Below are 12,504 nucleotides of genomic sequence, written 5' to 3'. Positions count from 1 at the left end.
CACTCCTGCTCCGAACTCGACCGTTCGCGCGTTACGCCCCGGAGGAGGCTCGATCGCGGCCTGAGGCCGCAGCCTCGTGCCGCTCTCGGTACCAGTCGATGGTCTGTCCGAGCGCCGTCTCGAAGTCCGTCGGCTTCACATCGGGGAACAGCTCCCGGATGCGGATGCCGTCTGCCTGAGACGCGCGCACGTCGCCGACGCGCGGCTCGACGTGCTCGACGGCGATGTCGATGCCGAGGTGCTCCTGCATCAGGTCGATGACGCGCAGCAGCGGCGTGCTCGTCCCGAACGCGAGGTTGACGGGGTCGAGGGAGCTGACCCGGCGCTGCACCGCGTCGAGCAGGGCGGAGCAGACGGTCTCGACGTAGGTGAAGTCGCGGGACTGCAGGCCGTCGCCGTGCACGGTCAGCGGCTGACCGTTGAGGGCGGCATCGAGGAACTTGGGGATCACGGCCGCGTAGACGTGATCGGCGGCCTGGTACGGGCCGAAGACGTTGAAGAAGCGGAACGCGAGCGTGCTCATCCCGTACGAGTAGTTGTACGCGATCGTGTAGCCCTCTGTGGCGTGCTTGGTGACTGCATACGGGCTCATCGGCCTCGTCCAGTCGAACTCCGACTTCGGGAGTTTGGTGTTGCTGCCGTAGACCGAGCTCGACGACGCGACGACCACGTGCTCGACCCCGGCGAGACGGGATGCTTCGAGCACGTGCAGCGTTCCCGTGGCGTTCGCGTGGTGCGAAGGCAGCGGCGCGGCCACCGAGCGCGGAACGCTGCCGAGCGCAGCGAGGTGCACGACGGAGTCGACGCCGGAGACGGCCTCGTTCAGGGCGTCCCCGTCGAGGATCGACCCTTCGATGAAACGCACGTCGACGCCGTCCAGGTTGTCCAGGCGACCGGTGCTGAGGTCGTCGATGACGCGGACCTCCGCGCCGGGGACGTGCGAAGTGACATAGCGTGCGAGGTTCGAGCCGATGAATCCGGCCCCGCCTGTGATGAGTAGTTTCATTGGTCTTTCAGTTTTTCGAGTACGAGCCGGTGATGGCCACGTGTCACGGAGTTCTGGAACGCGACGAAGCGGACGCCGCGGTCACCGCGTCACTCCGCCAAGACTCCCGCGCTCGATCCCGACAATGGCGGTCTCGGCCTGGTCGTCTTCCCAGCGCCGCTGCCACTCCGAGCGATCGAGCCTGCTGGGGTCGATCGGGAGCACTCGCGCGTGCGAGATCAGCGAATGGGTGTGGTGGGCGCCCTTCTCACCGATCCCCGTCAGTTCCTCGTGCAGCTTCTCGCCGTCGCGCAGGCCCGTGTAGATGATCTCCAGGCTCTTGCCGGACTGTGCGATCATGCGCCGGGCGATGTCAAGAATTCGAACCGGCTGGCCCATGTCGAGGATGAGAACCTCGCCCGGGGATCCGATCGCGCCTGCCTGCATCACCAGCTGACAGGCCTCCGGGATCGTCATGAAGTAACGGGTGGCATCCGGGTGCGTCACGGTGAGCGGCTTGTCCGCCGCGATCAGAGCCTGGAACGTCGGCAGGAGCGACCCCCGGCTGCCGAGCACATTGCCGAAGCGCACGGACAGGTATGAGCTCCCCGTCTCCTTGCCCGCCCACGCCGTCAGCCGCTCCGCCGCGCGCTTCGAGTGGCCGAGGATGCTGGTGGGATTGGCCGCCTTGTCGGTCGAGATGTTGACGAAGGTCTCGACGTCTATCTCCATCGCGGCGCGCAGGACATTGAGTGTCCCGAGGACATTGGTCTTCCAGGCCTCGTCCGGGTACTGCTCGAGCATCGGGAGGTGCTTGAGCGCAGCGGCGTGGAACACCACCTCCGGACGACGTGCGATGAAAATCCGCTTGAGAGCGTCAGCGTCGCGGATGTCGGCGAGGATGACGTCGGTCGAGTCCAGCAAGCCGTGCCCGGAGATCTGCAACTGGGTCTGCTGCAGGCCGGTCTCGTCACGGTCGAGCATCATCAGCTCCGCAGGACCGAACTTGGCGATCTGCCTGCAGAGCTCCGAGCCGATCGAGCCGCCGGCGCCGGTGACCAGGATGCGCTTGTTCGACAGGTAGTCGGCGATGGACGCGACGTCCGTGTCGACCGGGTGGCGGCCGATGAGGTCTTCGATGGAGAGGTCGCGCACATCCTTGAGCGTGGCGCGCCCGCCGTTCACGTCATCGAGCTCCGGCAGTACCTTGACCTTGAGGCCGACGGAATCGGCGATCGTCGTGATGCGCTGCAGCAGGTTGGAATCTGCCCGCGCGACACACACGACGAGCGCGGTGGCCCGCGTCGCGTTGGCGACTTTGACGATGTCCTTGAACCGGCCGAGCACCGGCACACCCATCAGGTGCAGATTGCGCTTGCTTCTGTCGTCGTCGAGGAAGCCGACGGGGATGTACTCCGACTCACGGTCGGTGAGCATCCGGCGCACCATGAGACTTCCCATGAAGCCCGCGCCGAGCAGGAGCACGGGCTGCGCGTTGTCGGGCCGCATCCGTTGCGCCACGTACATCCGCTTCAGATACCGCACCGCCCCCATCAACCCGTATGCGATGAAGCCCGAGATCAGCATGAGGCTGCGCGGGACTCCGATCTGGGCGGAGAAGATCACGACGGGCACGGAGGAGAACAGGGCGATCGTGACGACCGTGTATGCCACGGCGCGTGCTTCCTCGAAGCTGCCGTATGTGAACCGTCCGCGGTAGACGCCGAACGTCCAGCCGAGCAGGAGCTGGAGGACGATCACGACCAGGCAGAGGAAGAGTACGGGCACCCAGTGCACCCGGGAGACGACGAAGTCGTAGCGGAAGACGACCGCCGCGACGATGGCGAGGGCCCAGGCGACCGCATCGGTCAGGTACTGGACGCCGAAGCGGACGAAGATCGACTCACCGCGCGCTCGCGTCTCATCCTGGACGTGAGTGCTCCAGAGCCAGTTCTTCACGGACATCGGTGGTGCGGACTCGCTTTCGTGTACTACGGCATCGGGATGGCGCAGAGGCCGACGCCATTTTCCCACACATTGTCAGGGTTTTCGTACCCTACGGTATTTATCACGTGTTAAGGGCCGGGACGCGCGAGCATCCCGGCCCTTTTCAGGCGGTGGCCTCAGCCGGGCCGCCTACTCCCATTCGATGGTTCCCGGCGGCTTCGACGTGACGTCGAGGACGACGCGGTTGACGCCGTCGACCTCGTTGGTGATGCGGTTGGAGATCTTGGCGAGCAGGTCGTACGGCAGGCGCGTCCAGTCGGCGGTCATCGCGTCTTCGCTGGACACCGGGCGCAACACGATCGGGTGACCGTATGTGCGGCCGTCGCCCTGCACTCCGACCGAGCGGACGTCGGCAAGGAGCACGACCGGGCACTGCCAGATCTCGGTGTCGAGGCCGGCGGCGGTGAGCTCCGCGCGCACGATGGCGTCCGCGTCGCGGAGGAGGTCGAGACGCTCGCGCGTGACCTCTCCGACGATCCGGATGCCCAGGCCAGGACCGGGGAACGGCTGGCGGCCGACGATCTCCTCCGGGAGGCCGAGTTCGCGGCCGATGGCGCGCACCTCGTCCTTGAACAGCGTGCGCAGCGGCTCGACGAGCTCGAACTGCAGGTCTTCCGGGAGGCCGCCGACGTTGTGGTGGCTCTTGATGTTGGCGGTGCCCGTTCCCCCGCCGGACTCGACCACATCCGGGTACAGGGTGCCCTGCACGAGGAAGCGGATCGGGTCGCCCTCGCTGGCCGCCTCGGCGATCAGGTCGGCCTGGGCCTTCTCGAAGGTGCGGATGAACTCGCGGCCGATGATCTTGCGCTTGGTCTCCGGATCGCTCACGCCGGCGAGCGCGTCGAGGAACTGGTCCTGCGCGTTCACGGTCACCAGGCGGATGCCCGTGGCCTTGACGTAGTCCTCCTCGACCTGACGGGCCTCGTCCTTGCGCAGCAGGCCATGGTCGACGAACACGCAGACGAGCTGGTCGCCGACGGCCTCGTGCACGAGCGCGGCGGCCACGGCGGAGTCGACGCCGCCGGACAGGCCGCAGATGACCCGGCCGGAGCCGACCTGGGCGCGGATCGCGGCCACCTGGTCGGCGATCACGTTTCCGCTGTTCCAGTCGGCGGGGATGCCGGCCGCGCGGTGCAGGAAGTTCTCGAGCACGGCCTGGCCGTACGCGGAGTGCTTGACCTCGGGGTGCCACTGCACGCCGTAGAGCTTGCGCTCGTCGTTCGCGAAAGCGGCGACCGGGGTGGAGTCGGTGGACGCCAGCACCTCGAAGCCCTCAGGGGCCTTGGAGACCGAGTCTCCGTGGCTCATCCACGCCGTCTGCTCCTCGGGCTGGCCATCGAGCAAGACGCCCGCGTCGCTGATCCGCACGGCGGTCGAGCCGTACTCGCGCTGACCGGTGTGGGCGACCTCTCCGCCGAGGGCGGTGGCCATCACCTGGAAGCCGTAGCAGATGCCAAGCACGGGGACGCCGAGGTCGAAGATCGCCTCATCGAGCTGCGGGGCGCCCTCCTCGTAGACGCTGGACGGGCCGCCGGAGAGGACGATGCCCGCCGGGCGCTTGGCCGCGATCTCGGAGGCGGTGACCGTGTGCGGCACGATCTCGGAGTAGACGTTCGCCTCGCGCACGCGCCGGGCGATCAGCTGCGCGTACTGCGCGCCGAAGTCGACGACGAGCACCGGACCGGACGGGTTGGCGGAGTCTGCGCCTCCGAGCAGGTCGGAGAATGCTGGGTCAGTGCTAATTTGATGCCTCCACGAGGGTCGCTTCCTCGGCCTCACGGCCGGCCAGATAAGACTTCACCTGCTTGGTGATGCGGGTTTCCACGAAGAACGACAGGAACGGGATGACGCCACCGAGGGCGATCGCCACGAACTTCGTGAAGTTCCACCGCATCAGGCTCCACAGGCGGAAGTCGGAGAACAGGTACACGACGTACAACCAGCCGTGCGCGATCAGGATGCCCGTGCTCAGGTCGACGCCCGTCGGCGTCACCGGGTCGTTCACCGGCACCAGGGCGAAGACGCCGTGGTTGCCGAACGCGAAGAGCTGGTAGCCCATCCCGTACTTGATGACCATCTCGAGGCAGAGCAGCAGCAGCATGATGCCCGTGATGTATGCGAACACCTGGTAGAACCGGAGCGCCCCGCGGATCTTCGGGAAATCGGCGAGCTTGGGAGCGAGGGGCATGGGTCTATTCTACTTTCCCGAGCGGGGCGGCCGTTCCGGCGGCGAGCTCGCGCAATTCGTCTTCCTTCTCCTTCGCGTCCTTCACCAGGCGATACCAGAAGAAGACCGCGAATCCGGCGAAGATGATCCACTCCGCCGCGTAGAAGATGTTGAGCCAGTTGAGCGTGCGCTCCTGGATGGGCGGGGGCGAGTCGATCTTCGTCAGCCCGGCGGGCGGCGTCTTCTCGACGACGTATGCGGAGTACACGTCCATGCCGTCCACACCGGTCCAGAGGTTGTAGAGGGCGGCGACCGACACGGTGGTCATCGCCGTCGGGTGCTTCTTGTCGCTCGGGACCTCCGGCCCCTCGGTCGGCAGCAGCCTGCCGACGATCTCCTGCTGGGCGGCCGGCTCACCGGCGAGCCGTGCCATGACCGACTTCGCGGTCGCTTCGTCGGCGGCCCACCCGCGCGCGACGGCGAGGGCGACGGGACGTGCGCCCTCCTCGGCGCCTGGCACGGTCGCGTGCGCGACGACCCACCAGCCGGCGGTTCCGTGGTTGAGCCTGCCCTGCACCAGCTGGTAGTCGGTCGGCACGAACGAGCCGGTCACGCTGATGAGCTGGCCGGTCGCCGTGTCGGCGATCGGGCCGCCCGGCTTCGCCACCTTCGCGAGCGGCAGCACGGTCTCGCTCGGGATCTCGACGACCTTGCCCGCCTCGACGGCGCGTTCCAACTGCCACTGGCCCAGCCACGCGAATCCACCGGCCAGCAGCAGCGCGAAGACGAGAGCGCCGATCCACCGCGGGCGCAGCATCATCTGGAACAGTGTGGTCTCTCCACTGCCGCTGGTCGTGCTAATGGCTCAGTCCCGCTTTCGGTCGCTGCTGTCTTCGTGCATGGCCTGCTCGACGACGCGGTCGATGGCCTGCCGGGTGTCGTCCGATCGCGCCTCTGGGTCGAGGTCGGCTGTCGCCGCCTCCACGAGCGCGATCTCCTCGTCGAGCATCGGATCGCGCTCGGGTTTCTTCGCGCGCTTCTTCTTCGGGCTTTTGCCGGTCCGGAGAATCATCGCACCGATCTTCTCGGAGTTTGCTGCGAGCACGGGCCCGAGGACGGCCATGATCAGCACGTACAGGCCCGCGAACGGCTGGATGCGTTCATCCAGTCCAGCACTCAACGACAGCGTGGCGAGGATCAGCGCGAACTCGCCGCGGTTCTGCAGGATGACGGTGGTGTTGATGCCGGCCTGCACGCCCATCCCGTTGATCCAGGCGACGAACTGCCCTGCGAGGATGTTCAGCACGATCGTCAGCAGCACCGCCAGCAGCACGGGGACGACAACGGACGGGAACTGGGCGGGGTTCAGCGCGAGGCCGAAGTTGAGGAAGAAGAACGCGGCGAACACGTCCCGCAACGGGATCGCGATGTGCTCGATCTTGTTGCGGTACTTCGTCGCGCCGAGCACGAGCCCGATGAGGAACGCGCCGATCGCATCCGTGACGCCGAGGATCTCGCCGATGCCGGCGAACAGCACGGCGAAGCCGAAGAACAGGATGGTGAACAGTTCGTCGTCTTTGGTGCGGAACAGCTTGGACACGTACCGGCCGCCGAACCGCGCGATCGTGAACATCACCACGAGGAAGGTGAACGCGATCGCCAGTTTGGCGACGATCGGCCAGAAGTCCGTCTCACCGCTCAGCACGACGGAGACGATCGCGAGGTAGATCGCGATGAAGATGTCCTCGACGACGGTGACGCCCAGGATCATCGGCGTCTCTGTGTTCGCTAGGCGTTTCAGCTCGATCAGCAGCTTGGTCACGATCGCGCTGGACGACGTGGCCGTCATTCCGGCGATGATCAGGGCTTCCCTGGTGCCCCAGCCGACCATGAAGCCGAAGATGAGGCCGACACCCATGTTCACAACGATGTACGAACCGCCGGAGATGATGAGCTTGCCGAAGTTGCCGAAGAATTCGTCCTGATCGAACTCCAGCCCCAGGTTGAACAGCAGCAGGATCAACCCGAAGATCGCGATGAGCTCGATGTAGTTCGACTCGAAATTGAGCGGGAACCACCCGGTGTGCGGGCTGGCGAGCAGCCCGACGAGCATGTAGATGGGGATCGCGGGGAGACCCACCAGCTTGCCGAGACGCCCAAGCACGTATGCCACGAGCAGGAGGACGCCGAGAATGATGAGGTCTTCGCCGAGATGCATGGCTACCCCCCAGGCGGTGCGTCGACGGTGGCGCGGACGGGCAGCTCACCGGTGCGGAAGAATGCGAAAGCCTTGGCCACCTTCTCCGGCGACCCCGCGACGACGAGCGTGTCGCCGGGGAACACCTTGAAGTCGGGAGCCGGCGCCGGGTTGGCGGACTCGCCGCGCACGACGGCAACGACGGTCAGCCCGACCATCCCGCGGTCGGCGGGGCTGCCGAGCTGCTGCCCGGCGATGTGGTCTTCGTAGTCGACGCTGAACCAGTCGATGCTGAGGCCCGGGATCTGGTCGAGCGCGGTGAGCGACTCGGTGATCTGCGTGCCACCGAGCAGCTCGGCGAGCGTGTGGGCCTCGTCGTCGTTCAGGCGCAGCGAGACCTTCGTCACGTCTGCACCGTCTTCGTGGTCGGAAAAAGTGATGAGGTCGCTGTGACCGGACCGGTGGGCGATCACGCCGACCTTTCCGCCATCGTCTGTGACGAAGGTATGCAGCACCCCGACCCCGGGCAACTTGACCCGTCGAACGTCAACCATGTTCCGTCTCCAACCGATTCACGTGGAGCTACAAGCCTACCGGAGGGCCTCTGTGCGTGAGCCCTGGACCAGATCGTGGAGCGAGGTGGTCAGTGGCGTAGTGCGTCACTCGGCCGGATTCGCGCGGCACTGATGGCTGCCAGCATCCCACCGATCGATCCAACCAGGATCCCGCCGACGACCGCGCACGGCGCGAGTGCCAGATCGAAGACGGGAGCCCAGCGTTGCGCGATGGTCACGATCAGAAGACCTCCCACTCCTGTCGCCAGTCCGACTACCCCGCCGACCGCGCCAAGCATCACTGCCTCCACGATGACCTGCCAGAAAAGATGCGACGTCCTCGCTCCGATTGCGCGCCGCAACCCGAACTCCTGCCTGCGTTCCATCACGGCAGAGACCATCGCATTACCTAAACCGAAGATTGCTGCGATGACGGAGATGCCGGTAAGGACGAAGAGCAGACTCTGGACATCGGCTTCCACCTCCGCCCGAAGATCGCTCGGGTCTGTCGGTGCCGTGACTTCGACTCGTGACGGTAGGAAGGGATCGATTGCGAATGAAATCTGCTTTGCGACTTGCTGCGCTGCACCGGCACGTGAGACCACGAGGGCGACCACTCGGTCTGAGCGGCCGAGCGCGGCGGAATCCTCGTTCGAGACGATCACGGCGTTCGGAAGGTGCGGAAGCCGAGACGAAGAGTTGATAGTCCCGGCGACGACGAACGGCTGGGAATTGATTGTCACGACCGGGCGTAGATCGGGGGAAGCCAGTTGGAGACGCTTGGCGAGAACGCTTCCGACAAGCACGTTACCAGTTTCGAGGCGCTCGACTCCGTCTGCCCAATCCAGGTCCGCTCGCGCTGCCTCCGCTATCTCGGGCGTCGCACTGTAGCCGACCACCTCAATCGGCTCTCTCGTCGTCGTCGCTTGCGCTGTAGCCGGTGAATGAGTAGCGAGCAAGCCAGCAGACTCCACGCCGCTAAGGCGCTCGATGTCCCTGAGCGTCTCGCCCGTTCGCTGCGACGAGCGCGGCGTCCATTCCGCTTTCACGTCTCGATTGACATGCGCGTCGAACGTGTCGCGCACCTGAGCCTGCGATGACTGGGCAACGCCCATGGTGCCCACCGCGAGAGCGACTCCGAGCGCTACTGCGGACACGAGGCCGACGGACCGCGCTACACGCGACGCCAGTGTAGAGAAAGCATCCCCGATGAGGTCAGCGATTCGAAGGCGGGACGGGCGTCCCGGCCCGCCTGGGCTGGGGCGAGGCTCCGGGAGTTCGACAGCACCCGTCGTCGATCTCTCCGTGAGGCGGCCGTCTACCATGACGACGCTGCGGCGCGCTGACTGTGCAACCTCCGGGGAATGTGTGACGAGGACGACAGTTGCACCAGACCGATTCACCTGCTGCAGGGCAGCGACGACGCTCGCTCCACTTTCGGAATCAAGATTGCCCGTCGGCTCATCGGCAAGCACGATCGGCGCGCCCGACGCTAGCGCACGCGCAATCGCCACACGCTGCCGCTCGCCCCCTGAAAGATTCGCCGCCCGTGTGAACGCGAGCGATTCGATTCCGAGCGATGCGAGTGACTCCAGAGCACGCTTCCGTCGTTCCGTCCGGCGAAGGCCTCTATACAGAAGTCCCAGTTCGACGCTGTCGATCGCCGGCCTTCGGTCCAGGAGATGAAAACTCTGAAAGATGAACGCGAATGTGTCAGAGCGGAATCGCGCCAGGTCTTTGCGGGAGAGAGAACGGGTGTCGACGCTGCCGAGCAGGTAGTCACCGGCATCCGGCGTGTCAAGCAGTCCGATGATATTCAGCATCGTCGACTTGCCCCCGCCCGAGGGTCCCTCGATCGCTACGAACTCGCCCGGCGCGACGGAGAAGTCCAGTCCAGAAAGCACGTCTCGGTTCGGAGGAAACGCCTTCGAGATGGATCGGAGAGCGACTGCGTTCTCAGCCGACTCGGACAACGTCACCTGCCTTGAGCGCCCCCTGCTGCGACGGTTCGATTGCGCTGCGTCCTTCCAGCACCGCCTTCTCGGTCACCGCGACGCGGCGAAACGATCCGTCTGTTTCCCGCTTGAGAACATGCGATCTGCCACCGGACTCCGCGACGACGGCGCTCGCGGGAACTTGGAGCGCGGATTGAGCGAGGATCGCAACGACGATGGATGCGTGGAGACGTTGGCTTCGGTAATCATCGGCGATTTCTCCGCCCAGCGTGAGCGTTACGCTGGTGCTACCGGTACTCGTCTTCTCGCCTTCGTCTGAGTTTCCCGTGCTCGGCGCGACATCCGACACCTCCGCGGTCACGGTGTCTCCATTCGGCAAGGTGATATGCGCGGGCATTCCCGATGCCAACTGCGACGCCGCGGAGTCGCCCACCTCGGCCCGGGCGACCAATCCTCCGAACTCAAGCGCAAGCGCCGTCTCAGTGTTAACGACGGTTCCTACCGATGGCGTGCTTGCGACGCGCGCGGGGAGGACAGGAGACACCACCAACTCTGACATCGGAACGACGGGAGTTCGAAGGGATTCGGGCACCTCTACGTCGGAAGTCGGCGTCTCCGTTTCGGGTCCTGAGACCGTCTTTGCAGGACTGTTCGCCGTCGGAGCGGGTGGCGGAAGCACGAGATTGTGATCCGCCGCCTCATAGAGGGATTCCACAGCGCGCATCGTCTGCCTGCCGAACCGCCCGTCATCGTCAATTGGATATCCCGCGACAGTGAGGCTCCGTTGCAGCTGAGCGACATCCGGGCCTTCCATACCGAGGGCGAGATCCCGGTAGAAGGGAAAGGTTCCGACCATTGCAAAGATGGGCCGCCCGTTCAGGACGGTTACCACGTCGCCGGCCTTGAGGGTGCCCCCCGGCACCGACCGTTGATCGGTGACCACGACGAGGGAAGCATCCCTCGGCTGGGGAAGGGCGAACGACTGGGTTGCCTCCGCGACGAGCGCGATCGGCACAGTGACGATCCGCTCGAGGTCGCCTTCTGTCACTTCAGCGACGATCGGCTTCGGGGCAGGCGGACGTGCGGCCGCTTCGCGCTGTGCGGGAGACTGCAGGATCGACGCCGCAAACCATCCGCCGGAGATGAGCAGTACGCCAACAGCAGCCCCTGCGATGACGAGCAGCCGACGCAGACGCTTTGTCATTCGGTCGCGTTCCCGCTGTGGAGTCTGCGCACAGCATCCGCCCAGTCGTCCTGGATCGCCTTTCTAGCACGCTCCAGTTCGTCAGCATGCTTGCGCACCTGTTCGCGCTGTTCGTCCCAGGATGCGTCGTAGTACGCCTGAGAGAACCCACTCTCCCGACGGCACTTCGCATCCTCCGTCGCCGTCTCGATCTCTGCGCTCGAAGCCGTCGATCCGGCACCCCACATCGACGTCAAATCTCCACCCGATATGCCGAGCTTCTCCCTCATTGCCTCCGTTGGCATATCGATCGGCGATCGTGGGACTTCGAATGAAATCTTCGGTGTCAGACACGTCCGCCACCGCTTCGCCGCCGCTTCAACTTCCTCGGAAGCGAGAGCGACCGCATCGGCGTCCATAGCAAGGCTTGTCGCTCCCTGGTACTTCGTCACTGCGAGCGGATACTCTTTGTCCGCTCGCTTGTGACAGGCGTCAAGCGTGTCGGCGTATGACGGCGACGCCTCTCCCCGGGTCGTCGAATACTCAATCGCCTCGCGGCGATCCGCCTCGTAGGATCCTGGGGGTGGAGCCGGGCGATAGCCCCATTCGGATGCAATCGCAACGGAGAACAGTTTCCGCCCATATCGCGTAGATGTTTCGCTCCCTCTGGACTCCGGATCCACGATCGCAACCTTGTACTCTTCGCCGCTGTCAACCATGCAGGCACGAACAATCGCGCTGCTGACCGCCGACGCGACAGTGAAGTGCATCTCAGTCGGACGGTACTCGTCGAGCGGCATGACCCACTGATCGAGATTCTTGTCGGGAAGCTCGGGCGTCGTCGTTGACCCTTCTGCGCCGGAGCAGCCGGCGAGCACGATGAGCAGAGGCGCAACGCCGGCCATCGCGTAGAGCGATGACCGGCGCCCATTCGCGAAGACCATCTAGACGAACTTGCCCGACGAGATACGGTCGTGGAACTGCTTGGTCACGACGCCGGCCGCATCGTGGATGTTGCCGTCATACTTCCCGACACCCACGAAGACGTAGTCGCCGCCGTAGTTGGGATGCTGGTACCACATAACGTTGCTGGAGCCACCGTTGTTGAACAGCGACGATGCAGACTCCGCACCGCTGATGTTCGTGCCCTCGTATTTGCCATACGCCTTGGCATAGTCGTCCATCCAGTACTGGAACTTGCTGAGACCGAGCCCGTTGCCGGCGGTCTCGTACATCGTGTCTCTCCAGATGCACGCGTAGTACTTCGGGCAGTGCGATGTAGCGGCCGAGGCGGGGTCGGTTGCGATCACTGAAAGGGTTGCGGCGGCCATAACCGTTGCGCTCGCCGCGACGATCTTCTTGAATCGAGACATTCTTCTCCTTGGTGCTGCTCCCCGTGATATTGAGAATCACAGGGTGGAACCCACAGTACACCACTAGAAGAATCTAAAACTCC

Annotated in this window: 11 protein-coding genes; all 11 read right to left on the bottom strand. The window is 65.1% G+C overall.

Annotation, left to right across the window (positions count from 1 at the left end):
* Positions 1-31: 31 nt before the first annotated feature.
* Positions 32-1,006: an NAD-dependent epimerase/dehydratase family protein gene (locus tag AC1ROC_RS18665; protein WP_493001840.1), complete on the bottom strand. Its 975-nt coding sequence runs from the start codon at positions 1,004-1,006 to the stop codon at positions 32-34.
* 81 nt (positions 1,007-1,087) lie between these two features.
* Positions 1,088-2,950, bottom strand: coding sequence for a polysaccharide biosynthesis protein (locus AC1ROC_RS18660; RefSeq protein ID WP_085370225.1), 1,863 nt, complete (start codon positions 2,948-2,950; stop codon positions 1,088-1,090).
* A 171-nt stretch (positions 2,951-3,121) separates the two neighbouring features.
* Positions 3,122-4,708, bottom strand: coding sequence for a glutamine-hydrolyzing GMP synthase (gene guaA, locus AC1ROC_RS18655; protein ID WP_085370252.1), 1,587 nt, complete (start codon positions 4,706-4,708; stop codon positions 3,122-3,124).
* Positions 4,709-4,730: 22 nt separating this feature from the next.
* Positions 4,731-5,180, bottom strand: a complete 450-nt coding sequence (locus tag AC1ROC_RS18650) for a DUF3817 domain-containing protein (RefSeq protein WP_085370226.1) — start codon at positions 5,178-5,180, stop codon at positions 4,731-4,733.
* A 4-nt stretch (positions 5,181-5,184) separates the two neighbouring features.
* Entirely contained in the window at positions 5,185-5,979 is a 795-nt protein-coding gene (locus AC1ROC_RS18645) for an SURF1 family protein (RefSeq protein ID WP_493001839.1), read from the bottom strand.
* A gap of 45 nt (positions 5,980-6,024) precedes the next feature.
* Complete coding sequence (locus AC1ROC_RS18640; protein WP_493001838.1) at positions 6,025-7,377, bottom strand: cation:proton antiporter; 1,353 nt, start codon at positions 7,375-7,377, stop codon at positions 6,025-6,027.
* Positions 7,378-7,379: 2 nt separating this feature from the next.
* Positions 7,380-7,910 carry a cation:proton antiporter regulatory subunit gene (locus AC1ROC_RS18635; protein ID WP_085370229.1) on the bottom strand — a complete coding sequence of 177 codons (531 nt, stop codon included), beginning with the start codon at positions 7,908-7,910 and terminating at the stop codon, positions 7,380-7,382.
* An 89-nt stretch (positions 7,911-7,999) separates the two neighbouring features.
* Positions 8,000-9,814: an ABC transporter ATP-binding protein/permease gene (locus AC1ROC_RS18630; protein WP_493001837.1), complete on the bottom strand. Its 1,815-nt coding sequence runs from the start codon at positions 9,812-9,814 to the stop codon at positions 8,000-8,002.
* A gap of 52 nt (positions 9,815-9,866) precedes the next feature.
* Entirely contained in the window at positions 9,867-11,069 is a 1,203-nt protein-coding gene (locus tag AC1ROC_RS18625) for a peptidoglycan-binding protein (protein ID WP_493001836.1), read from the bottom strand.
* Positions 11,066-11,992, bottom strand: coding sequence for a hypothetical protein (locus tag AC1ROC_RS18620; RefSeq protein ID WP_493001835.1), 927 nt, complete (start codon positions 11,990-11,992; stop codon positions 11,066-11,068). Before AC1ROC_RS18620 ends, AC1ROC_RS18625 begins: the two co-directional genes overlap by 4 nt.
* A complete protein-coding gene (locus AC1ROC_RS18615) occupies positions 11,993-12,421 on the bottom strand; it encodes a peptidase inhibitor family I36 protein (RefSeq protein WP_493001834.1) in 429 nt (142 codons plus the stop codon).
* Between the last annotated feature and the right edge of the window lie 83 nt (positions 12,422-12,504).

The sequence above is a fragment of the Leifsonia sp. GW821-FHT13C05 genome (assembly GCF_058806515.1).
The sequence above is the reverse complement of the archived record's forward strand: the minus strand, read 5'-3'. Positions and strand labels throughout refer to the sequence as shown.

What these genes read in the sequence shown, in the direction of transcription:
- AC1ROC_RS18660 (WP_085370225.1), bottom strand. Translation starts at nt 2,950, where the DNA reads ATGTCCGTGAAGAACTGGCTCTGGAGCACTCACGTCCAGGATGAGACG.
- AC1ROC_RS18620 (WP_493001835.1), bottom strand. Translation starts at nt 11,992, where the DNA reads ATGGTCTTCGCGAATGGGCGCCGGTCATCGCTCTACGCGATGGCCGGC.
- AC1ROC_RS18665 (WP_493001840.1), bottom strand. Translation starts at nt 1,006, where the DNA reads ATGAAACTACTCATCACAGGCGGGGCCGGATTCATCGGCTCGAACCTC.
- AC1ROC_RS18625 (WP_493001836.1), bottom strand. Translation starts at nt 11,069, where the DNA reads ATGACAAAGCGTCTGCGTCGGCTGCTCGTCATCGCAGGGGCTGCTGTT.
- AC1ROC_RS18650 (WP_085370226.1), bottom strand. Translation starts at nt 5,180, where the DNA reads ATGCCCCTCGCTCCCAAGCTCGCCGATTTCCCGAAGATCCGCGGGGCG.
- AC1ROC_RS18615 (WP_493001834.1), bottom strand. Translation starts at nt 12,421, where the DNA reads ATGTCTCGATTCAAGAAGATCGTCGCGGCGAGCGCAACGGTTATGGCC.
- AC1ROC_RS18640 (WP_493001838.1), bottom strand. Translation starts at nt 7,377, where the DNA reads ATGCATCTCGGCGAAGACCTCATCATTCTCGGCGTCCTCCTGCTCGTG.
- AC1ROC_RS18645 (WP_493001839.1), bottom strand. Translation starts at nt 5,979, where the DNA reads ATGATGCTGCGCCCGCGGTGGATCGGCGCTCTCGTCTTCGCGCTGCTG.
- AC1ROC_RS18635 (WP_085370229.1), bottom strand. Translation starts at nt 7,910, where the DNA reads ATGGTTGACGTTCGACGGGTCAAGTTGCCCGGGGTCGGGGTGCTGCAT.